Source organism: Sulfuricella sp., from assembly GCA_041651995.1.
Classification (GTDB): Bacteria; Pseudomonadota; Gammaproteobacteria; order Burkholderiales; family Sulfuricellaceae; genus Sulfurimicrobium.
Map to the genome: position 1 here is coordinate 431834 of JBAZID010000001.1, position 21534 is coordinate 453367.

Sequence of the window (21534 nt, forward strand, 5' to 3'; positions counted from 1 at the left end):
GCGCGCCGAATTCTTTAAACTGCCTTCTTCCCCACACATGACGGCTTGAGCAAATGGAAGAACAGGTCGGCGCCCTCTGGCACAAACTCATTACCGGCGCGGCGGACAAGCGCTACCCCCTTGAAGCGGTCACGCTGGAGCAAATCAGCAAGACCGCCGGCATCGTGTTCCGCGCCTGGGGTGGCGACAGCGGACTGGCCGTCAAATCCTCGACCGCGACAGAACACGGCGCAAAACGCAGCCTGCTGCAACGCATTGCCGGCAGCAATACCAAAGCCGAACTGACCTGGCTGGATGGGGAAACGCTGAACCTGCCCACGTCAATCGACCTTTTCCCCCAGCGCGGATTGAACCGCGATTTATATCTCTGGCTGATTGCCCTGGCCGCCACCGGATCCGATCCAGCACAGCCCTGGATACGGCGCAACCAGCAAGCCACACTGGATGTTCTGGCCCGCTTTCCCGGCCTGGCTCCCCGCTACCACCGCCTGGTCGATGCCGTGCTGGCCCAGCGCCCGCTGCCTGAACGCCTGCCGCAGGGCGAACGCGAACAGGAGACGGCCATTCGCGCTGCGCTGCGGCACCCCGGCAGCGTAGAGCGAATGGCCCGCGCCAAGCGCCCTCCCCAGCCGGTCCACCTGTGGCTGCACCCCACCCCGCCCCCCAGCGCATCCGCCAGCGGCGGCAGCAGCAACGAACCCGAAAACCATGAAGGCGGCGAGAGCAAGAAAAACGAAAAAGACCGCCGCTACAAGGCGGAGCGGGTCGAAATGCCGGATGGAAAAGATGGCTTCATGATGTTTTTCCGCGCAGAAAGTATTTTCAGCTGGGCCGAATACATCAAGATCAACCGCCCCACCGAGGAAGACGAAGCCCCCGACGAAAGCGCCGCCGAAGATCTGGATAACCTGAGCGTGGCGCAGGATGGCAAGGCCACTGCCTCACGGCTGCGATTCGATCTGGACCTGCCTTCCGAGCAAGCGGATGACCAGCCGCTCGGCGGCGGCATCCTGTTGCCGGAATGGCATTACAAAAAGCGCCTCATGCAGCCCGGACACTGCCGCTTGCAGCCCATGGTGGCACGCAATGCCGAGCCACTTCCGCTTCCGGCGCATCTCGGCGCCACCGCACGCCGCCTGCGCAGCCAGTTCGAGGCGCTGGCCCCGGCCAAGGTGTGGCTCAAGGGACAATTCGACGGCACTGAACTCGACCTCGATGCCTGCGTGCAATTCAGTGCCGACCGTATCGGCGGTTTGCAGGCCCGCGAGCAGGGGCTATACAAGGCGCATCAATACCGCGACCGCGACCTCGCCTGCCTGCTGCTGGCGGACCTGTCGCTTTCCACCGATGCCTACGCCAGCGATCACGCCCGCGTCATCGACGTCATCCGCGACACCCTGTTCCTGTTTTCCGAAGCGCTTTCGGCCACTGGTGACCGTTTCGCGCTTTATGGCTTCTCCTCTCTCAAGCGCGAAAACATTCGCTTTCATGTACTCAAGGAATTCGAGCACAAATACAACGCTGAAGTACGCGGCCGCATCCAGGCCATCAAACCCGGCTTCTACACCCGCATGGGCGCCGCCATCCGCCACTCCAGCCAGCTGCTCGTCAAACAGGCGGCGACGCAGCGCCTGCTGCTGATCCTCACCGACGGCAAGCCCAACGACCTCGACCAGTACGAAGGCCGCTACGGCGTCGAAGACACCCGCGTCGCCATCCACGAGGCGCGCCAGATGGGCCTGCGCCCCTTCTGCGTCACCATCGACGAAAAAGGCAGCAGCTATCTGCCGCACCTGTTCGGCGTCAACGGCTACGTGGTGATCCGCAAACCGGAAGAACTGCCGCGCGAACTGCCGATGCTGTATGCGCAGCTGACGAGCTAACCCCTCATCCCCCTTGTCAGGGGGGGTGCTTGCTCCTCCCCTGACAAGGGGAGGCAGGGAGGGGTTAGCTTTTATGACATAATTTCCCCTTTCAAGGGCACTCAGGCATATACATGGATTGGCAACCAGCAGGCAGTTTTCAGGACATTCTCTATCACCAGGCGGAAGGCATCGCCCGCATCACCATCAACCGTCCCGAGGTGCGCAACGCCTTCCGCCCGCAGACGGTTCAGGAGCTGATGCAGGCCTTCCAGCAGGCGCATCTCGACCCGGAAATCGGCGCCATCATCCTCACCGGCGCGGGTGAGCAGGCCTTCTGCTCCGGCGGCGACCAGAAGATACGCGGCGACGATGGCGGCTACCACGATAAAGAAGGCACGCCGCATCTCAATGTGCTCGACCTGCAAATGCAGATCCGCCGCCTGCCCAAGCCCGTGGTGGCAATGGTGGCGGGCTACGCCATCGGCGGCGGCCACGTGCTGCACCTGGTGTGCGACCTCACCATCGCCGCCGGCAACGCCCGCTTCGGCCAGACCGGGCCGCGCGTCGGCAGCTTTGATGCGGGCCTTGGCGCCGGCTTGCTGGCACGCGCGGTAGGGCTGAAAAAAGCCAAGGAAATCTGGTTCCTGTGCCGCCAGTACGACGCCAGTCAGGCGCTGGAGATGGGGCTGGTGAACGCGGTAGTGCCACTGGCCGAACTGGAAACCGAAACCGTCAAATGGTGCCGCGAAATGCTGCAGCACTCGCCCACCGCGCTGCGCATGCTGAAAGCCGCCTTCAACGCCGACACCGACGGCCTGGCCGGCATCCAGGAACTGGCGGGCAACGCCACCGCCCTCTACTACATGACCCCGGAAGGCCAGGAAGGCCGCAATGCCTGGCTGGAAAAACGCGCGCCGGATTTCAGCAAATTCCCGCGCCGGCCATGAACCAACTGAGCACCAAAATGTAGGTTGGGTTAGCGGCCTTATCGCGTAACCCAACAAACCCAAAAATTCAAATCCGGTTTTTTTAAGGAGAATTGGGTTTGTTGGGTTACGGTGCAAAAAACGCACCTAACCCAACCTACATGACATGGGTAGCCAGCCTTAATAAACGAGTTAAAACCATGCCCCTAAGCTGGAACGAAATCAAAAGCCGCGCCCTGGGGTTTTCCCGGGAATGGCAAAACGAATCCTCGGAAGATGCCGAAGCCAAATCCTTCTGGGACGGCTTTTTCAACATCTTCGGCATCAGCCGCAAACGGCTTGCCTCGTTCGAGGAGCCGGTCAAAAAGCTGGGCGACAAGCAGGGCTTCATCGACCTGTTCTGGAAAGGCGTGCTGCTGGTCGAACACAAATCGCGCGGCAAAAATCTCGACAAGGCCTACACCCAGGCGCTGGACTACTTTCCCGGCATTGTGGAACGCGACTTGCCCAAATATGTGCTGGTCTCCGACTTCGCCCGCTTTCGCCTCTACGATCTGGAAGAAAACGAACAGCACGAATTCGAGCTCAAAGACCTGCACAAGAACGTGCGCCTGTTCGGCTTCATCGCCGGGTATCAGACCCACAAGATACAGGAGCAGGACCCGGTCAACATCAAGGCCGCCGAACGCATGGGCAGGCTGCACGACCAGATGCGCGAAACCGGCTTTGATGGCCACCCGCTGGAACTCTACCTGGTGCGCCTGCTGTTCTGCCTGTTTGGCGAAGACACCGGCATCTTCGAGCGCCAGCAGTTTCAGGACTACATCGAACAGCGCACCAGCGCTGATGGCAGCGATCTGGCCTATCACCTCAGCGCCCTGTTTCAGGTGCTCAACACCCCTGAAACCCAGCGTCTGAAAAATCTCGACGAACAACTCGCCGCCTTTCCCTACGTCAACGGCAAACTGTTCGAGGAAACGCTGCCCATGGCCGGCTTCGACAGCGCCATGCGCCAGTCCCTGCTTGACTGCTGCGCGCTCGACTGGAGCCGCATTTCCCCCGCCATTTTCGGCTCGCTGTTTCAGTCCATCATGGACAAACAGGCGCGCCGCAATCTCGGCGCGCACTACACCAGCGAAAAGAACATCCTCAAGCTCATCAAGCCGCTGTTCCTCGATGCGCTATGGGCCGAATTCAACAAGGCCAAAAGCAACAAGAACAAGCTGTTCGAATTTCACAAGAAACTGCGCGACCTGACATTTTTCGACCCCGCCTGCGGCTGCGGCAACTTCCTCGTCATCGCCTACCGCGAACTGCGCCTGCTGGAACTCGAAGTCCTGCGCGCCTCGCGCGCCAGCGAACAGCTCACGCTGGACGTGCACAGCCTCATCAACCTCGATGTGGACCAATTCTACGGCATCGAAATCGAGGAATTCCCCGCCCAGATCGCCCAGGTCGCGATGTGGCTGATGGACCATCAGATGAATTTGCGCGTGTCGGAAGAGTTCGGGATGTACTTCGCCCGCATCCCGTTAAAAGCCAGCGCCAGCATCGTGTGCGGCAACGCCTTGACGCTGGACTGGAACGAGGTGGTGGCGGCGGAGAAATGCAGCTACGTGATGGGGAACCCGCCGTTCATCGGCGCCAAATACATGAGCGACACCCAGCGCGCGGATGCGGCGCACGCCTTTGGCAACATCAATAACGCGGGGCTGCTGGATTTTGTCGCGGCCTGGTATGTCAAGGCGGCGAGGTACATGAAACTCCCCTCCCCCCTTGCGGGGGAGGGGTTGGGGGAGAGGGGGTGCATCCGTGCCGCCTTCGTCTCCACCAACAGCATCACCCAGGGTGAACAAGCCGGCGCGCTATGGAGCTGGCTACTGGCGCAAGGCATCAAGATTCATTTCGCGCACCGCACCTTTAGTTGGAACAACGAGGCGCGCGGTAATGCCGCCGTGCATTGCGTCATCGTCGGTTTCGGGCTGGGCGACGTGGCGGCAAAAACCCTGTTCGAGTATGACGACATCAAAGGTGAACCCCATGCCGTCAGAGCGGCCAACATCAACCCCTACCTGGTGGATGCGCCGGACATGGTGCTGCCGCGCCGCTCGAAACCAATTTGCGCGGCACCGGAAATCGGCATCGGCAACAAACCCATCGATGGCGGGCAATACCTGTTTACCTCCGATGAAAAAGCCGCCTTTGTGGCAAAGGAGCCTGCCGCCGCACCGTTCTTCCGCCGCTGGATCGGCGCCGACGAGTTCATCAATGGTTATGAGCGCTGGTGCCTGTGGCTGGGTGACTGCCCGCCGGAACAGCTGCGCGCGATGCCGGAGGCGATGAAGCGGGTGCTGGCGGTCAAAGCGCTGCGCCTGGCCAGCAAGAGCGCGCCGACGCAAAAACTGGCGGAGACGCCAACGCGGTTTCATGTGGAGAACATGCCGACCGGGCCTTATCTGGTGCTCCCGGAAGTATCCTCGGAGCGCCGTTTGTTCATTCCTATTGGCTATGAGCAACCCGAAACGCTTGCCAGCAATCTGGTTAAAATCGCTCCCAATGCCACTCTTTACCACTTCGGCATCCTCACCTCCACCATGCACAACGCCTGGGTGCGCGCTGTTTGCGGGCGGCTGGAAAGCCGCTACCGTTACTCCGCCAGCATCGTTTACAACAACTTCCCCTGGCCAGAAATCCAAATCCCCCCTAACCCCCCTTTTGCAAAGGGGGGAACTGCCGCGCCCTTGAACGAAGCACACCCCCCTTTGAAAAAGGGGGGCAGGGGGGATTTGATCGAAGCCGCCGCCCAGGCCGTCCTCGACACCCGCGCCCTCTATATGAACCCTTCTCCCTCCGGGGGAAGGGCAGGGGATGGGGGAGCCACCCTGGCCGATCTCTACGACCCGCTCAGCATGCCGCCCGCGCTGCTTAAGGCGCATCAGGCGCTGGATAAGGCGGTTGACGCCGCCTATGGCAAAAGCGGCTTCAAAACCGAAGCCGAGCGCGTGGCGTTTCTGTTCGAGCGCTATCAGCAACTCACGTCCTTGCTCCCGGCAGCGTCTAGCGGAAAAACCAGAAAACCACGCCAGCGGGGAGAAAACACATGAGCGACATCGTCATTTACGAAGCCGAAAATGGAGCCGTGTCCGTCAAGCTGGCGCAGGAAACCGTCTGGTTGACGCAGCGTCAATTGGCCGAGCTACTAGGCACCACGCCCGAAAACATTTTGATGCACCTGCGCAACATCTACAGCGACGAAGAGCTGAGCGCCGAGGCAACTGCTAAGGATTTCTTAGCAGTTCAAACCGAAGGCAAGCGGCAGGTGCAGCGCCAACTCAAACACTACAACATGAACATGCTGGCACCGAGCTTGTAACGTGTAAGCATACAGACTACAATTTGCCATGATTAAAAACTTCCGCCATGCCGGGCTTCAGGTTTTCTATGAAACAGGCTCCAAAGCGGGTATCCGCCCGGATCATGCGCCACGCTTGAAGCGCATTCTCGGCGTTCTGGATGCGGCTCTGGTCATCGGGCAAGTCGATGTGCCGGGGTTCAGGCTTCACAAGCTCAGCGGGGTTCTGAACGGCTTCTGGTCGGTAACGGTGAGCGGGAACTGGCGCGTCATTTTTCGCTTCGAAAACGGGGAAGTTGAACTCGTGGATTATCTGGACTATCACTAGGAGCACACCATGCGTATGCACAATCCGCCCCATCCGGGCGAAATTCTGAAAGAGGATGTGCTGCCGGAACTCGGTCTCACCGTGGGAGAGCTGGCTGCTCACCTGGGCTTATCCCGGCCTCACCTTTCCAGGTTATTGAACCAGCATGCCGGAATCACGGCTGAAATGGACATCAAAATTTCCGAAGCGCTCGGCCAGCCTCCCGGTTTGTGGCTGCGCATGCAGGCAAGCTACGATCTCTGGCAAGCGGAACAACGCCCCCGCCAGCATGTGGCGCCACTGCGCGTGGCAGCCTGAGGTTGAAACCGCTCCACGCCTGGCTGCTGGCCGCACGCCCCAAGACGCTCTCGGTTTCTTTTGCGCCGGTACTGGCCGGCACCACGCTGGCCTGGCTGGAAACAGCCACGGTGCTATGGCTGCCCGCTTCCGTGGCGCTGGTCGCGGCGCTGCTGATCCAGATCGGCACCAATCTGCACAATGATGCGGCGGATTTCGCGCGCGGCGCGGATACGCCGGAGCGGCTGGGCCCGGCCCGGGCGGTGGCGTCCGGCTGGCTGACCGCACGCCAGGCCGAAATGGCGGCGATTGGCTGCTTTGCCCTGGCATTTGTCTGCGGCATTTATCTTGTCTGGCATGGTGGCTGGCCGATTGTGCTGCTTGGCCTGGCGGCGCTGGCTTCCGGCTGGGCCTATACCGGCGGCCCTCGCCCGCTGGCCTATACCGGGCTGGGAGAGGTGTTCGTGTATCTCTTTTTTGGGCTCGGGGCGGTGATGGGGAGCTTCTATCTACAGACTTTCCGCCTTGACTGGGCCGCTTTCATCGCCGCCTCAATGCTTGGCATGCTGGCGGCAGCGGTGATCGTGGTCAACAACTACCGCGATCTGGACAAGGATAGGGAGGTCGGCAAAAACACCCTGGCGGTGCGCCTGGGACGCGGGCGCAGCCAGATCGAATATGGCCTGCTGCTATTTCTGCCCTATCTCCTGATGCCGGTACTGTCCAATCTGACCGGCATGCAGTGGGGCGCGGCTTTGCCCTTCCTGTCCCTGCCCTGGGCCATGCGCTTGCTGCAGCGTTTTGCCACCGAGCCAGTGGGCCCGGTTTTCAACCAGATTCTGGCCCAGACGGCGCAATTACAGCTGCTGTTTGGTGTTCTGTTAAGTATGGGAATGATGTTATGAAACTCGTGATTTTTGTGCTGCTGGCCCTGTGCCTTTCTCCGGGTGTCCGGGCAGCGGACGGGATTTCTTCGGCGCCGCTGTACCAGGCGTCTTTCAATAATCTGGCGGGCCAGCCATTCGCGCTGGAGCAGCTCAGGGGCAAGGTGGCGGTGATCAACTTCTGGGCGACCTGGTGTCCGCCCTGCCGCAAGGAAATTCCGGACCTGATAGAAGCACAGGAGCAATACCGCGAGCGTGGCGTGGCTTTTCTCGGCATTGCGGTGGAGGACAACAACGCACTGGTGCAGGACTTTGCCCGCACCTATGGCATCAACTACCCCCTGGTGACCGGCAAGGAGCGGGGCATCGCCCTGATGCAGAAGCTGGGCAACCAGGTGGCGGGCCTGCCCTTCACCCTGGTGCTCGACGCACAGGGCAATATTGTCGACACCCGCCGCGGGCCAATGAGCGCCGCACGCATCGAGCAGGCATTGCAGGCGGCACTCGCAAGTACTGAGCAGGCTGGTGCGGATACGCGCTAGCCGGATCATCCCCTATCACCTGCCGTTACGGGCAGAGTGGGCCAGCGCGCAGGGCGGTTTCACCACGCGGCATGGCTGGCTGTTGCGGCTGGAAACCGATGCGGGCCTGACCGGCTGGGGCGATTGCGCCCCTCTGCCGGCGCACGATGCCAGAAAAGAACTGGAAGCACTGGCGCGAGCCCTGACGGGCATGGGTATGGAAGCAGCCCGGCACTGCCTGCTCCCCGCCCGCCTGCACCCCGCCGTGCGCTGCGCAGCCGATGTGGCACTCGGCGACCTGGCCGCGCAGCAGGCCGGTCAGCCCCTGGCGTGCTGGCTGGCTCTTGATGCCGCGCAGCGGGTGCGCTGCAATGCCGCCCTGGGCGCCCTGGATGCGGGTACGCTGCCGCGCGCTCTGGCTGCCATCGCCGAGGGTTTTGAGGTGCTCAAATTGAAAGTCGGCATGGCGCCTGTCGAGCATGAACTGGCCATGCTGCGGCGGCTGTCCGCGGATCTGCCGGCAGGCATCGCGCTGCGCCTGGATGCCAATCGCGCCTGGAACATGGCGGATGCCCGGCGCTTTATCGCGGGCATGGCCGACCTGCCGCTGGATATGCTGGAAGAGCCGCTGGCACAGCCCGGCCTGACCGGTCTCGCAACCCTGCAGGCGCAGACTGCAATCCCGCTGGCACTGGATGAATCCCTGCCTGACCTGAACCTGGAACGGGTGCTTTCCGCTGCGCCGGTGCAGCGTTTGGTGCTCAAACCCATGCTTCTGGGCGGCTTGCAGATTGCGCTGGAGACGGCGCAACGGGCACGCAAGGCCGGCATGGCCTGCGTGGTGACCACCAGCGTGGACAGCGCTGCTGGCACCCTCGCCGCGCTGCATCTTGCCGCGGCCTTGAACAATGGCCTGCATCACGGCCTTGCCACTTCGAGCTGGCTGAAACAGGATGTCGGCTGCGCGCCGCGTCCCGAACGCGGTGCGCTGATAGTGGGCATAAGACCCGGACTTGGCTTTATACCCGGGATTGAAAAGCCGCATTGCCCCCCTCTTTCGCCTTGACCATCAGCCGCGCATTCTTCAAGGACCCAGGTTTATTTCTTCCAAAATGAACCTTGCCACGATTTTCCAATCGAATTTTTCTTTCCGGAGGAAAATCTGATGTACCTCGACAAAATTCACTCATTTCAAACCGGTGTCAGCCTCGAAATCTCGACCTCGGCGATTCGGGACCTGATTGCGGATTCCACGGAGAGGGCGCGTTTCCTCGAACTTGTCCAGATAAAACGGCCAGAGGATATCCACGCCTACCTGACCGTGACCGTTCACCAGGGCGCGGGCGGGCTGATGAAGAGACGAAGCCGCTGGGCGCGCGATATCAGGAACGACATCCTTGCCGGCAAAGCGGTGCCCTACGAGCGCTTCACCAAGCTTTTCTGGCGCGACATCGATGAGGAAGACCTGGATGGCGATGAATGGCACCAGCATTTCGCCAGCGCGGGATTCGCCGGCGAAATCACCGGCTTGCTCGACAAAATCCGCTCTGCGCAAAGAGCTTTGCGCTTGAGCAACGATGTCCTGATACGGATGAACTGGGATTTCCTGAGCAGGGTTATACTCCCAAAGGATCAACCGGCATTCTAGGGCGTTTCCTGGCACAGGGAATTTTGGCATGAATCATTCATACGTTTTCGAGGTGCGCCTGCACGACGTGGATCACGCCGGCGTGATGTTTTTCGCACGCCTGTTTGTCCATGCGCACGATGCCTATGAAGCGTTCATGGCTCATCTGGGCCTGGATCTCTGCGCCATGATCAGTGCCGGTGAGCGGCTGCCGGTTGTTCATGCCGACGCGGATTACTTCCAGCCGCTGCGTCACGGGGAGCAGATCACCGTGATCCTGGAAATCGAAGCCCTGGGTGAAACCTCATTTTCCGTAGTTTATGCATTTCAAACCGCCGCGGGCCTGCTTGCCAGGGTCCGCACCGTGCATGTTTATCTCGACCCCCACGTCAATACCGCCGGCAAATTGCCACCATCCCTCCGTCATTTACTCCAGCCCTACTGCAAAGAATTGACTTCCTGACCCTATTCCCGGCAATTCCGCCCAACCAGGCGAACGTTCAAGAACGCATCAATTCTTGACCTGAATCAAGGAGTGGGTGTCTAATGGCGGACATAATGCTGTGACAAAATGTCGCACTGCATTTAGTAATGCAGAACCGTCAAGAAGTTCAACTTAAAAAAGGAGCCTAAAAGATGAAACCGTTCAGTCTACGAACGACATCGCTGCTGGTTGCAGCTGGATTGGGGCTGGGGGCTGCGAGCAGCGCCTGGGCCGCCGAGTCACTGCAGGATGTCATGAAGCGCCGCGGCCTGTCGCAACAGGACCTGCTGGCAGCATCCAAAACCTACGTCCCCACCGGCAAGCGCGATGATTTCATTGCCTTCAGCTCCGGCGGTCAGTCTGGCCAGGTGATCGTGTATGGCATTCCGTCCATGCGCATCCTGAAATACATCGGCGTGTTCACGCCTGAGCCATGGCAGGGTTACGGCTTCGATGAAAGCTCGAAGAAAGTACTGCGTCAAGGCAATATCGACGGCAAGGAAATCAACTGGGGCGACACCCACCACCCGGCACTTTCCGAAACCAACGGCAAGTATGACGGCCAGTTCCTGTTCATCAACGACAAGGCCAACCCGCGTCTGGCAGTGATCGACCTGCGCGATTTCGAAACCAAGCAGATCGTGGTCAACCCGATTTACAAATCGGAGCACGGTGGCGCTTTCGTTACCCCGAACAGCGAATACGTAATCGAAGCCGCTCAGTACGCAACCCCGCTGTCGAACAAGAAATTTGTTCCGCTGGAGCGCTTCAACGAAGAATACCGCGGCGGCGTGACTTACTGGAAATTCGACCGCAAGGAAGGCAAGCTCGATCCCAAGCAGTCCTTCTCCCTCGAATTGCCACCGTATAGCCAGGACTTGTCCGATGCCGGCAAACTGGTATCCGACGGCTGGTCCTTCACCAACTCCTTCTGTACCGAGCGTTATGTTGGCGGTATCGAAAAAGGCCGCCCACCTTATGAAGCCGGTTGCTCTGCAAAAGACACCGACTACATGCACGTGATCAACTGGAAAAAAGCCGCCGAGCTGGTCAAGGCAGGCAAAGCCAAGAAGATCAACGGACACAACGTGCTGATGATGGAAACCTCGATCAAGGAAGGCATCCTGTTCCTGATTCCTGAACCAAAGAGCCCGCACGGCGTGGACGTAACTCCAGACGGCAAGTTCATCACCGTTTCCGGCAAACTGGACACCCACGTTTCCGTGTTCAGCTTCGAGAAAATCCAGGCTGCAATCAAGGCTGGCAAGTTCGAGAGCAAGGATCCCTACGGCATCCCTGTGATCGCCATGCAGGACGCACTGCACAAGCAGGTTCAACTGGGTCTGGGCCCTTTGCATACCCAGTATGACTCCAAGCAGTGCGTGGCCTACACCTCCCTGTATGTGGATTCACAGGTAGCAAAGTGGAACTACTGCGAAGGCAAGGTACTGGACAAGCTCTCCATCCATTACAACATCGGTCACTTGATGACCATGGAAGGCGACTCGGCAGATCCTAAAGGCCGTTACCTGGTGGCGCTGAACAAGCTGTCCATCGATCGTTTCAATCCGGTTGGTCCTCTGCATCCGCAAAACCACCAGTTGATCGACATTGCCAACGACAAGATGCAACTCCTGTACGACATGCCTTTGCCGCTGGGTGAGCCGCACTATGTAGTAGCCATCGATGCAAAAACGCTCAAGCCAGGTATCCGTTACAAAGTGGGTACTGACAGCCGTACCGACAAGCCGCACCCAGGCATGGTACGCGCAGGTGAAGAGAAGACCGTAAGGAAAGGCAACAAGGTCGAAGTATTCGGCACCTTGATCCGTTCGCACATCACACCTGAAACCATTGAAGTTGAAGTGGGCGACGAAGTTACCGTCAACCTGACCAACCTTGAGCGCGCTCAGGACGAAACCCACGGCTTCGCGGTGAGCACCTACAACGTGCATGCTTCGATCGAACCGGGCAAGACCGTTCAGGTGAAGTTCAAGGCTGACAAGGAAGGTGTGTATCCTTACTACTGCACCGAGTTCTGCTCCGCGCTGCACCTGGAGATGCAAGGTTACCTGCTGGTCAAGCCTAAGGGTTACAAGGAAGTCAAGGTTGCTGACGCAAAAGCCGTTTACACCAAGGCTGACTACGACAAGCAAGTCAAGACCAACGTAGAAACCCAGGCCGTGATCGACAGCGTGGTGGGTTACATCACCAGCGTCAACTACAAGGACTTCCCACCGGTAGTTGCACTGGTTGAAGACGCTACCGACCAGCTCAACAAAGCGCAGGAAGCCAAGGCCAAGATGGAAGAAGCTGCCAAGAAGAGCGATTGGCAGAATGCAACCCTCTGGGCTGGCCAGTGGTGGCAGTACCAGGTCAAGGCTGCTGACATCGGTCTGCGTGCCAAGACTTTCCTGGAACAGAATGGCGCCAAGAAAGTGAAATAAGTAACAGGTAATACCTGAAGTAGCGGGGAGCATGATGCTCCCCGTTGCTTTTTCAGACACCGAATAATTGATTCATATCAATGTTTGTGGCGCGGCTAAGCTATATTGTTTATAGTGTGGTTAATTTTGTTTTAATATTTTCCTAAAGGAGGAACGCTGCAATGAAAATGAAGACCCTGATGACGCTATGTGCCCTGCCAATGGCGCTTGCCGCAATACCGGCCCATGCACTGGATGGTGCCAAGCTGTATGCGGAAAAGACCTGCTCCGCTTGCCACGGCAAGGACGGCAAAAAGACACTGATGCCTGACTATCCGAAAATTGCCGGCCAGAATCTCAAGTACATTGAAAAACAAATGGCGGACATCAAGAGCGGTACGCGTGCCAACGGTAACAGCGCAGCCATGAAGGGCGTGATGGTCATCGTGAGCGATGAAGAGATCAAAGCAATTGCCGAGTATGTTTCAAAGCTGAAACCCTAAGCTTCGGCGCTTGGGCAGGAAAATGCCCGTAATTACCGTTTAATCGAATCAAGAAAGGAAACCAAATGAAAAAAAGCTTAGCAATAGCAATCGCACTGGTACTGGCACCAACTATCGCACTGGCAAGCGCCCCTGCACCAAAGAAAGAGGGTATCGAAGGCAAGGGTTATGTATGGAACGCCCAGGAAGGCGAGAAAATTGAAGCGTTGCACAAAAAGGGCGACGTTAAAGCCGGCCAGGAAGCCTATGAAGTCTGCGGCGCCTGCCACCTGCCATCCGGCGCAGGCCGCCCCGATGGTACTTTCCCGCAACTGGCTGGTCAGCACACCACCGTAGTCATCAAGCAGATGGCTGACATTCGTGCCGGCCTGCGCGACAACCCTACCATGTATCCATTCGCCCAGACCCTGACCGACGCGCAGGAACTGGCGGACGTGGCGGCTTATATCGAGAAACTGTGTATCCCGGTTGACCATGGCAAATATGAAGGTGCTGATGCCGCCATGCAGGTTGCCAAGGGCAAGGACCTCTACGAGAAGCAATGCCAGGAATGCCACGGCAAGAATGGCGAAGGCAACAAGGAAAAATTCTACCCAGTGATCGCCGGCCAGCATTACAAGTATCTGCTGCGCCAGATGACCGAGATCCGTGACGGGCACCGCCGCAATGCCAACCCTGACATGGTGAAGATCATCAAGCCTTACACCAACGAGCAACTGGTAGCGATTTCCGCTTACCAGTCGAGCATGACAATGCCGGGCGCAATGTGTAAAGGCGGCAAAGCCAAGAAGAAGTAATCTCCACTTCGGGACGGAAGCGAGACACGCTTCCGCTCCCCGTTGCCTGGAAGCAGCACCAAATATCAGAGAAGGGATGCCGGCCCGCACGGCAATCCACTTCCACGGAGGCGAGGCGACCTGTTTTAACGCTTGAAGCCTAACGAGAGATAAAAAATGAACAGTCCGCAAAAACAGATGACGCAAGTCAGAATACTAACCCTTATTGCCCTTGTTCTGATGATAGGGGCCTATTTCAGCCCGATCTGGTGGGTATCGCTAACCGCCCCGAACTACCCCAAGGAAGCCTTCCCGGACGGCATCCGCATACATTTCCACTTTGATGGTGTTTACAACGGCTGCAAAGCGCCTGCTGAATCCACGCGGATGGCTCAGGAAACCATTCAGGCCGATCTTGGCGACGATCTGTCGCACCGCGATGGCTCTTCTTCGACCGGAGAGCAAGAGGTAGGCCTCGATTGCGTGCATGAAATGAACACCATCAACCACTACGTAGGCATGTACCCCATTCTCACCGGCTCCCCGGTTGAACTCCGCCTGGCCAAATTCATCTTCGGCTTCATGGCCGTGATGCTGCTTGGTTTCATGATGGCGCAACGCAGGATGCGAATTATCGTCCTTGGGGCAGGCTTTGCCGCCGTGAGCGCCTGGATGGTGACTGACCAGCTCGTGCTGGGAAATCTGGACAAATTTGCCGTGGTTTATCACGATGCCGCAGCCACTTTTTTCAATCAACCCGAGGTGCTGAGCCGCTGGGTAGCGAATCTGAAAATGGCCACCCAGGTTTCGATTGGCGGGCTGATTGTTGCCATGGTGATTCTTCTGCTTGGCGTATGGAAAATTCGTGGCTTCACCCTGATTCTGGCGCTGGTTCCAGCATTGTTGCCGGTTTTCTTCGTGCTGGATTATGCCGGCTGGCTGTGGTTCTTCGGCCACAATCTGCATCCCTGGGGCGCATTTACCGTCAAGCCGTTCATGCCGACCGTATTTGGTGAAGGCAAAGTGGCTCAATTCAGCACCTATTCCTATCCCTACTACGGATATGCAATGCTGCTGGGCACCAGTGCGGCAAGTTTGCTTGCCCTGCTGATCCGCCGCAAGCAGATGCGCGAACAGCCAGGCACTGACTAGGTGAATCCCAGGAGTTTCTGTGCGGCAAACTCCTGCCGCACAGAAATGGACTTTATCCAGAATCTGTTCCGAGTTTCATCTATGTCTACAGACCAATCTGTTTGTAAAAGACGTCCCCATATCGAGGGTGTGAATTAGCCATGAGGTTGTGGGGATTATTTTTTCTGTTATTGCTACCGGCGATACCGCTGACCGGGCTGTGCAGCGACGTGATTGGCGGTGACGATGAAGCAGAAAGAAGCGTCGGCCTGAGCGCCGACATGAACAACATGCCACGCGTTGATGTCGACAAACCGGTGCACCTGGTTCCGCTTTATCTGCGCGACAAACGAATCCACGGACTTCGGCCTTTTCAGGAACTGGTGGATGCCGCGCCCGCCGGTTCCATACTGCGCCCCAAGCCTGGCAATTACTCCGGCCCGGTGCATCTTACCAAGCCGCTGACAATCGATGGCGGCGGCAAAGTCAGCATCGATGGAGGCAACAAGAGCACGGTGTTCGTGGTTGAAACCAATGGTGTCACACTGCGCGGACTGCACCTCAAGGGGTCGGGAAGCTCGCACGATAGCGACGATGCCTGCCTGAATGTGCGCGGCCACCACAATCTGATCGAAAACAATGTTATTGATGACTGCCTTTTCGGTATCGACCTGAAACAGTCCAACAACAATACGGTGCGCGGCAATCGCATCCGTTCCAAACCGGCGGATCTGGGCGTGCGGGGGGATGGCTTGCGCCTGTGGTACAGCATGAACAACCGCATCGAAAAAAATCAGGTGGTTGATTCGCGCGACATGGTGGTTTGGTACTCCAATGGCAACAAGTTTTACCATAATTACGGGGCGCGCAGCCGTTACTCGATCCATTTCATGTTCGCCCACAACAACGTGGTAGAAAGCAACCGGTTTTACGATAACGCGGTGGGCGTATACCTGATGTACAGCGATCATTCGCTGGTGCGCAACAACGTGATTTCGCATGCCACCGGCGCAACCGGAATGGGCATCGGCTTCAAGGAAGCAAGCGACGCACTGCTCGAAGGCAATGAGATCATCTATTGCGCGCTCGGCCTGTCGGCGGACCTGTCTCCCTTCCAGCCTGACAGCAAGATCATCCTGAAGAACAATCGGCTTGCCTACAACGGAATCGCCATTGCCTTCAACAGCGACCTTGCCGGCTATGAAGTCGTGGGCAACAGCTTCGAAGGCAATATTTCCACCCTTTCCGTAGGCGGAGCCGGGTCGGGCCAGCGCAATACCTGGCGCGGGAATTTCTGGGATGAATACGAGGGATTCGACCGCAATAACGACGGCATCGGTGATACTTCCTATGAGTTGTATGACTATGCGGACCGCTTATGGATGGAAATCCCGCAGGCACGTTTTTTCAAGATATCGCCTGCGCTTGAGGTACTTGATTTCCTTGAACGTCTGGCGCCGTTTTCAAGCCCGACCCTGTTGCTTAAAGATGAAAAACCACTGTTTAACAGTCCCTGGAAGCGGGGTAAAAAATGAATACCGAGAAGCCAAAGCCAAGCAATCCCCTGATCAACAAGCGCAAGCTGGAAGCCCGGCGGCGCTTTCTGCGCTCGATTGTTCTGGGCACAGCGATACTGGGCATTTCCACTGTAGGCTACATCCCGGTGGCCCGGGCATGGAAACAGCGCATGCGACCGCCAGGCGCGCTGGAAGAGGCGGATTTCCTTTCGTCCTGCATCAAGTGCGGACAGTGTGTCCAGGTTTGTCCCGTACAGGCGATCAAGCTTGACGATCTCGATCAGGGCTTCGGCGTCGGGGTGCCTTATATCGATTCGCGCAGCCAGGCTTGCGATTTCTCCTGCGATGCGGTGCAGTGCATTCTGGCCTGCCCCACCGGTTCGCTGGCCTACGACAAACCCGGTTTTCTGCCAACCCGCGGCGAGATGGTCATGGCGAACCCGCCCATCCTGCTTGCCAAGGAAAAAGACCCCGAACCGACTTTGAACCTGAAGGAACGCACCGGGCTTGCCGTACTGGTCCGGCCGGAGAATTGCCTGGCCCGGCAAGGGAAAGGCATCAAGGGCGCAGCACGGGGAGCAGCATTCGAGGGAACGATGCGATTCATGGAAGTGGACCGCTGGAAACCCATCCCCCTGCGTGATCATCCCTACGATCTGGAACTTTGCGACCTGTGCGTGCGCACCTGTCCGATCAAGGGCGCGATCTCACTTGAAACCGTGGTCGAAAAAGGCGTTTCGATCAAAACACCCGTGGTACACGAGCCATGTGTCGGTTGCGGGGTATGCGAAATGGTGTGTCCGCCAGAGACTGCGGCCATCGTGGTTGAAGCGCGCAAAGGGTGGAGTGTCTGATGAATAAATACCTTGAATCGGCACGGGTAATGCTGGGTGGCGATCCGCGCAAACCGGAGCCAGTCGAATACACCGAAGAAGCCAAGACCATACATTTCTACAAGAAAAACGAGAAGCTGGATTTCGAGGCATTGAAGCTCGAGGCGCGTGAGCACCAGAAGAAACATGTCTGGCTCAAGCGCCGCTGGATTACGCTGCTTGCAATCAACCTTCTGTTCACCGTGTCCTTCTGGCTCGACATCCAGATACTGGAAGGCGCGCTGACCGCATCGCGCCTGCTGGGCTTTCACCTGATAGACCTGAATTCCGCCCTGCAGGTGATGCTGGCGCACAAGCACATCATCGTGAACCTGCTGATCGGCACCGGTACGGTTTTTGTTCTGTGGCTGCTGCTGGGCGGACGCACCTTCTGCTCCTGGGTCTGCCCCTACCATTTCCTGGCGGAAAATGCGGAACGGCTGCATGTGTATCTGGTGGAAAAAAAGAAGATTACCGACCATGCTTTTCATCGCGGCGTACGCACGGTGTTCTGGGTGTTGTTTGCCCTGATGGCGCTCATCACCGGCTACACCGTATTTGAAGCCATCTCGCCAACCGGCATCGTCAGCCGGGCCCTGATCTACGGCCCGGGACTGGCGCTGGGCTGGGTACTTTTGCTGTTGCTGTTCGAGGTGTTCTACTCGCGCCGCGCCTGGTGCCGCTACGTCTGCCCGATTGGTCTGACCTATGGCATAACCGGCGTGTTTTCACCCTTGCATGTGACCTACAAACTGGCCAATTGCCATCATGAAGGCGAATGCCGCAAGGTCTGCGAAGTGCCGCACGTGCTCGATTGCATCGTCAAGGGGCGCGCGCCGGCGGCCCAGCTGGACATCGGTGCGGACTGCACCCGCTGCGGCATGTGCATCGATGTCTGCCCAAGCGGCGCCTTGAGTTTCGAAATCAAGGGTCTTAGAAAACTGATGTAAAAATCAAGCAGTCAGCGGTCAGCGGGGGTATTGCTGAAAGTTGGAAGCTGACAGCTGATTGCCAAATGCCGAAAGCCAAAAAATGATCGAATTCAAGAAAGTTTCCAAAACCTTCAAGCGCAACCGCGTTCTGGATGAGCTCGAACTCTCTATCATGCCGGGCGAGCGCATCGCGCTGGTGGGTTCCAACGGCGCCGGGAAAACCACCCTGATTCGCTGCCTGCTGGGCGAATACACTTACGATGGCAGCGTGTCGGTGCAAGGACTGGCCCCGCGCCCTAACCGGCAGCAGGTGCTCGGGAAAATAGGCTTCGTGCCCCAGTTGCCGCCACCGCTAAAAATGCCGGTGGGGCAGTTGCTGACTTTTTCAGCCGCGGTGTGCAACAGCGAAAAACAACGCATGGAAGAAATTGCCCGGCGCCTTGGCCTGGATCTGGACAAGATGAAATCCCAGCCTTTCGTCAAACTCTCCGGCGGGCAGAAACAGAAACTGCTGATCTCCATTGCCCTGGGACGCGACAGCAACATCCTGATCATGGATGAACCCGCCGCCAACCTCGACCCGGAAGCACGCCAGATTTTCTTTGGTCTGCTGGCCGAGCGTCTGGAAAACACCACCATGCTGATTTCCAGCCACCGCCTGGATGAAGTTTCGGCGCTGGTCAATCGCGTGATCGAGCTGGACCGTGGCAAGGTAGTGCTGGATGATCGCGTGGCGGACGATGTTTCCCTGACCGGCATGCTGGCCTGCCGCCTGAGTTTGCGACGTACCGAGGAGTCCATTTCCAAAGCGCTGCTAGGCTGGAATTTCCAGGATATCGGCAACGGACTGGAATGGCAGGGCAGCGTGGCCGGACCGGATCGGCTGCGCTTTATCGGGATGCTGTCTCGCTATGTCGGCATTCTGACCAAGATCAGCCTCGATGAAAATGTTGGGGAGCAAGCGTGAGCCATCTGCCCAGGCTGGCCGCCATGGCGCTGTTGCTGGGCTTGCTGGGCGCCTGCCAGCAGGAACCAAAAACCGGGCCGGTGGATGTCAAATGGGACCGCGACACCTGCGTACGCTGCAACATGGCCCTGAGCGACAAGCGTTATGCCGCCCAGGTACGCGGCGGACCGAAGCATCAGGCTTACAAGTTCGACGACTTCGGCTGCGTGGTGTTCTGGCTCAAGGACAAGCCCTGGGCCGATGATCCGGCCACCGAGATCTGGGTCATGGACATGCGCTCCAACAAGTGGATTGAGGCTCGCACAGCCTGGTATATACCCAACAAGATGACGCCCATGGCTTACGGCTTCGGCGCGGTGGCGCTGCCGGAGCCGGGCAGCGTGAATTACGAGGAAGCCAGAAAACAGGTTCTGGCAAAAGGGAAATAGCATTAAAAGCGATTAACCACGGAGAACACGGAGGGCACTGAGAAAGACGAGTATTGCTGCTGTGACTCCGTGTTCTCCGTGCGCTCCGTGGTTCGAATCATTGTCTTGGGAAATTTGAATGAAAAACTTATGGCTTACCGCCAAACTCGATGTGGTTGAATCGCTGCGCGCGCGCTGGTTCATGATCTATAGCCTGGTATTCGGCGGCATTGTCGCCATGCTGTTCGCCTTCGGCCTGACCGAATCGCGCGTGCTGGGCTTTATCGGGCTGTCGCGCCTGCTGGTGACCTATATCCAGCTGTGCATGGCCATCCTGCCCATTTTCGTGCTCATTTCCACCGTGCGCTCGGTCGCGGGCGACCGCGAGGCAGGCGTGTTCGAATATCTGCTTTCCCTGCCGGTATCGCTGGGCGCCTGGTTCTGGGGCAAGCTGCTGGGGCGCTACCTCGTGGTCTTCCTGCCGGTGTTCCTGGCCATGCTGGGTGCTGCATTATGGTCGCTGGTGCAGAACATCGAAGTCCCCTGGAACATGTTCCTCTACTACACCGGATTGCTGGCCGCGATGGCATGGTGTTTTCTCGGCATCGCCATGCTGATCTCCACCCTGGCGCGGTCCACCGACGTGGCCCAGGGCGCCGCCTTCGTCGTATGGCTAGCGATGCTGCTGTTCCTCGACCTGATCCTGCTGGGCGTGATGATCCAGGGCCATGCCGCTCCCGAAGTGGCCGTCATGGTCGCGCTGGCCAACCCGCTCCAGGTATTCCGCACCGCCGCGCTGATGCTGTTCGATCCGCAATTGATCGTACTGGGGCCGGCTGCCTACGTGATCATGGACACGATGGGAACAACCGGTTTCATGATCTACGGCCTGGTTTACCCTTTTGTCATCGGCACCCTGTGCGCAACCGCCGGCTACTTCACGTTCCGTCGCGGCGACCTGCCGTGAGTAGCTGTCAGCGGTGGTTTTGCTGAAAGCTGATCGCTGATGGCTGACCGCTACGATATTTCACGCACATTCGGCAATCAGAGCGTCGCCGAGGACGAGCGCACCCGTCTGATCCGGCGCGTATTCACCAGCGTGGCGCCGCGCTACGACCTGATGAACGACCTCATGAGCATGGGCATCCACCGGCTGTGGAAGCGGCGCCTGGCGCGCGAAGCCGCTGCGCTGCCGGGACAGCTCGTGGTGGATCTCGCGGGTGGCACGGGTGATGTAGCCGCGCTCATGGCCGCGGGCGGGGCGGAAATCATGGTGTGCGATCCCAGCCTGGCGATGATGAATGCCGGCCGCATGGGCAAACCTTCTGCCTTACGCTGGCTGGCAGGCACAGGGGAACGCATTCCCCTGGCAGACAACACGGTGGATACCATGACCATCGCCTTCGGCATCCGCAACGTCACCAGCCTGGACGATGCGCTGAAGGAAGCACTGCGGGTGCTCAAGCCCGGAGGCCGCTTCCTGTGCCTGGAATTCTCCCGCCCCTGGGCGCCCATCAAGCCTTTCTACGACCTCTTTTCCTTCACCGTGATACCCCGCCTCGGCGCCTGGGTGGCGCGCGACCCGGAAGCCTACACCTACCTGATCGAATCCATCCGCCGCTTTCCGGATCAGCAGGAAATGAAACGCATCATGGAACGGGCCGGTTTTACCACGGTGAACTACCGTAACCTGTCCTTCGGCATCGCCTGCCTGCATCGTGGCAGCAAACCCTTCTGAAC

At 58.5% G+C, this 21534-nt stretch carries 22 protein-coding genes; all 22 read left to right on the forward strand.

Annotated features, from left to right (window positions below):
- Positions 1-53 precede the first annotated feature (53 nt).
- Positions 54-1883: a VWA domain-containing protein gene (locus WC392_02040; protein MFA5241135.1), complete on the forward strand. Its 1830-nt coding sequence runs from the start codon at positions 54-56 to the stop codon at positions 1881-1883.
- 107 nt (positions 1884-1990) lie between these two features.
- Complete coding sequence (gene menB / locus WC392_02045) at positions 1991-2812, forward strand: 1,4-dihydroxy-2-naphthoyl-CoA synthase (GenBank protein ID MFA5241136.1); 822 nt, start codon at positions 1991-1993, stop codon at positions 2810-2812.
- Between the two features lie 179 nt (positions 2813-2991).
- Positions 2992-5895, forward strand: a complete 2904-nt coding sequence (locus WC392_02050; protein MFA5241137.1) for a DNA methyltransferase — start codon at positions 2992-2994, stop codon at positions 5893-5895.
- Positions 5892-6164, forward strand: a complete 273-nt coding sequence (locus WC392_02055; protein ID MFA5241138.1) for a hypothetical protein — start codon at positions 5892-5894, stop codon at positions 6162-6164. The genes WC392_02050 and WC392_02055 overlap by 4 nt, the downstream gene beginning before the upstream one ends.
- A 28-nt stretch (positions 6165-6192) precedes the next feature.
- A complete protein-coding gene (locus WC392_02060) occupies positions 6193-6471 on the forward strand; it encodes a type II toxin-antitoxin system RelE/ParE family toxin (protein ID MFA5241139.1) in 279 nt (92 codons plus the stop codon).
- Positions 6472-6480: 9 nt separating this feature from the next.
- Positions 6481-6768, forward strand: coding sequence for a HigA family addiction module antitoxin (locus WC392_02065; protein MFA5241140.1), 288 nt, complete (start codon positions 6481-6483; stop codon positions 6766-6768).
- 2 nt (positions 6769-6770) lie between these two features.
- A complete protein-coding gene (locus tag WC392_02070; GenBank protein ID MFA5241141.1) occupies positions 6771-7652 on the forward strand; it encodes a 1,4-dihydroxy-2-naphthoate polyprenyltransferase in 882 nt (293 codons plus the stop codon).
- Positions 7649-8173 (forward strand): TlpA disulfide reductase family protein, encoded by a 525-nt coding sequence (locus WC392_02075; GenBank protein ID MFA5241142.1) that lies wholly within the window; start codon positions 7649-7651, stop codon positions 8171-8173. The genes WC392_02070 and WC392_02075 overlap by 4 nt, the downstream gene beginning before the upstream one ends.
- Positions 8157-9218, forward strand: coding sequence for an o-succinylbenzoate synthase (gene menC, locus WC392_02080; protein MFA5241143.1), 1062 nt, complete (start codon positions 8157-8159; stop codon positions 9216-9218). Before WC392_02075 ends, menC begins: the two co-directional genes overlap by 17 nt.
- Before the next feature lie 99 nt (positions 9219-9317).
- Positions 9318-9800: a hypothetical protein gene (locus WC392_02085; protein ID MFA5241144.1), complete on the forward strand. Its 483-nt coding sequence runs from the start codon at positions 9318-9320 to the stop codon at positions 9798-9800.
- Positions 9801-9828: 28 nt separating this feature from the next.
- Positions 9829-10242, forward strand: a complete 414-nt coding sequence (locus WC392_02090) for a thioesterase family protein (GenBank protein MFA5241145.1) — start codon at positions 9829-9831, stop codon at positions 10240-10242.
- Positions 10243-10415: 173 nt separating this feature from the next.
- The gene (gene nosZ / locus WC392_02095; protein ID MFA5241146.1) at positions 10416-12710 is read left to right on the forward strand and encodes a Sec-dependent nitrous-oxide reductase; all 2295 of its coding nucleotides are present in this window, start codon (positions 10416-10418) and stop codon (positions 12708-12710) included.
- A gap of 161 nt (positions 12711-12871) precedes the next feature.
- Positions 12872-13192 (forward strand): cytochrome c, encoded by a 321-nt coding sequence (locus WC392_02100; protein ID MFA5241147.1) that lies wholly within the window; start codon positions 12872-12874, stop codon positions 13190-13192.
- Positions 13193-13257: 65 nt separating this feature from the next.
- The gene (locus WC392_02105) at positions 13258-13989 is read left to right on the forward strand and encodes a c-type cytochrome (GenBank protein MFA5241148.1); all 732 of its coding nucleotides are present in this window, start codon (positions 13258-13260) and stop codon (positions 13987-13989) included.
- A 156-nt stretch (positions 13990-14145) separates the two neighbouring features.
- Entirely contained in the window at positions 14146-15120 is a 975-nt protein-coding gene (locus WC392_02110; GenBank protein ID MFA5241149.1) for a hypothetical protein, read from the forward strand.
- Positions 15121-15290: 170 nt separating this feature from the next.
- Positions 15291-16634, forward strand: coding sequence for a nitrous oxide reductase family maturation protein NosD (gene nosD, locus WC392_02115; GenBank protein ID MFA5241150.1), 1344 nt, complete (start codon positions 15291-15293; stop codon positions 16632-16634).
- Complete coding sequence (locus WC392_02120) at positions 16631-17470, forward strand: 4Fe-4S dicluster domain-containing protein (GenBank protein MFA5241151.1); 840 nt, start codon at positions 16631-16633, stop codon at positions 17468-17470. The genes nosD and WC392_02120 overlap by 4 nt, the downstream gene beginning before the upstream one ends.
- Entirely contained in the window at positions 17470-18438 is a 969-nt protein-coding gene (locus tag WC392_02125) for a NapH/MauN family ferredoxin-type protein (GenBank protein ID MFA5241152.1), read from the forward strand. Before WC392_02120 ends, WC392_02125 begins: the two co-directional genes overlap by 1 nt.
- A gap of 82 nt (positions 18439-18520) precedes the next feature.
- Entirely contained in the window at positions 18521-19387 is an 867-nt protein-coding gene (locus WC392_02130) for an ABC transporter ATP-binding protein (GenBank protein MFA5241153.1), read from the forward strand.
- Positions 19384-19815, forward strand: a complete 432-nt coding sequence (locus WC392_02135) for a nitrous oxide reductase accessory protein NosL (protein MFA5241154.1) — start codon at positions 19384-19386, stop codon at positions 19813-19815. Before WC392_02130 ends, WC392_02135 begins: the two co-directional genes overlap by 4 nt.
- Positions 19816-19933: 118 nt before the next feature.
- Positions 19934-20761: an ABC transporter permease subunit gene (locus WC392_02140; GenBank protein MFA5241155.1), complete on the forward strand. Its 828-nt coding sequence runs from the start codon at positions 19934-19936 to the stop codon at positions 20759-20761.
- A gap of 39 nt (positions 20762-20800) precedes the next feature.
- A complete protein-coding gene (locus WC392_02145; GenBank protein ID MFA5241156.1) occupies positions 20801-21532 on the forward strand; it encodes a class I SAM-dependent methyltransferase in 732 nt (243 codons plus the stop codon).
- The last annotated feature ends 2 nt before the right edge of the window (positions 21533-21534 follow it).

Excerpts from the sequence above, each read along its gene's own strand:
- WC392_02040 (MFA5241135.1), top strand. The coding sequence starts at position 54 with ATGGAAGAACAGGTCGGCGCCCTCTGGCACAAACTCATTACCGGCGCG.
- WC392_02050 (MFA5241137.1), top strand. The coding sequence starts at position 2,992 with ATGCCCCTAAGCTGGAACGAAATCAAAAGCCGCGCCCTGGGGTTTTCC.
- WC392_02055 (MFA5241138.1), top strand. The coding sequence starts at position 5,892 with ATGAGCGACATCGTCATTTACGAAGCCGAAAATGGAGCCGTGTCCGTC.
- WC392_02060 (MFA5241139.1), top strand. The coding sequence starts at position 6,193 with ATGATTAAAAACTTCCGCCATGCCGGGCTTCAGGTTTTCTATGAAACA.
- WC392_02065 (MFA5241140.1), top strand. The coding sequence starts at position 6,481 with ATGCGTATGCACAATCCGCCCCATCCGGGCGAAATTCTGAAAGAGGAT.
- WC392_02075 (MFA5241142.1), top strand. The coding sequence starts at position 7,649 with ATGAAACTCGTGATTTTTGTGCTGCTGGCCCTGTGCCTTTCTCCGGGT.
- WC392_02085 (MFA5241144.1), top strand. The coding sequence starts at position 9,318 with ATGTACCTCGACAAAATTCACTCATTTCAAACCGGTGTCAGCCTCGAA.
- WC392_02090 (MFA5241145.1), top strand. The coding sequence starts at position 9,829 with ATGAATCATTCATACGTTTTCGAGGTGCGCCTGCACGACGTGGATCAC.
- nosZ (MFA5241146.1), top strand. The coding sequence starts at position 10,416 with ATGAAACCGTTCAGTCTACGAACGACATCGCTGCTGGTTGCAGCTGGA.
- WC392_02100 (MFA5241147.1), top strand. The coding sequence starts at position 12,872 with ATGAAAATGAAGACCCTGATGACGCTATGTGCCCTGCCAATGGCGCTT.
- WC392_02105 (MFA5241148.1), top strand. The coding sequence starts at position 13,258 with ATGAAAAAAAGCTTAGCAATAGCAATCGCACTGGTACTGGCACCAACT.
- WC392_02110 (MFA5241149.1), top strand. The coding sequence starts at position 14,146 with ATGAACAGTCCGCAAAAACAGATGACGCAAGTCAGAATACTAACCCTT.
- WC392_02120 (MFA5241151.1), top strand. The coding sequence starts at position 16,631 with ATGAATACCGAGAAGCCAAAGCCAAGCAATCCCCTGATCAACAAGCGC.
- WC392_02125 (MFA5241152.1), top strand. The coding sequence starts at position 17,470 with ATGAATAAATACCTTGAATCGGCACGGGTAATGCTGGGTGGCGATCCG.
- WC392_02130 (MFA5241153.1), top strand. The coding sequence starts at position 18,521 with ATGATCGAATTCAAGAAAGTTTCCAAAACCTTCAAGCGCAACCGCGTT.
- WC392_02140 (MFA5241155.1), top strand. The coding sequence starts at position 19,934 with ATGAAAAACTTATGGCTTACCGCCAAACTCGATGTGGTTGAATCGCTG.
- WC392_02145 (MFA5241156.1), top strand. The coding sequence starts at position 20,801 with ATGGCTGACCGCTACGATATTTCACGCACATTCGGCAATCAGAGCGTC.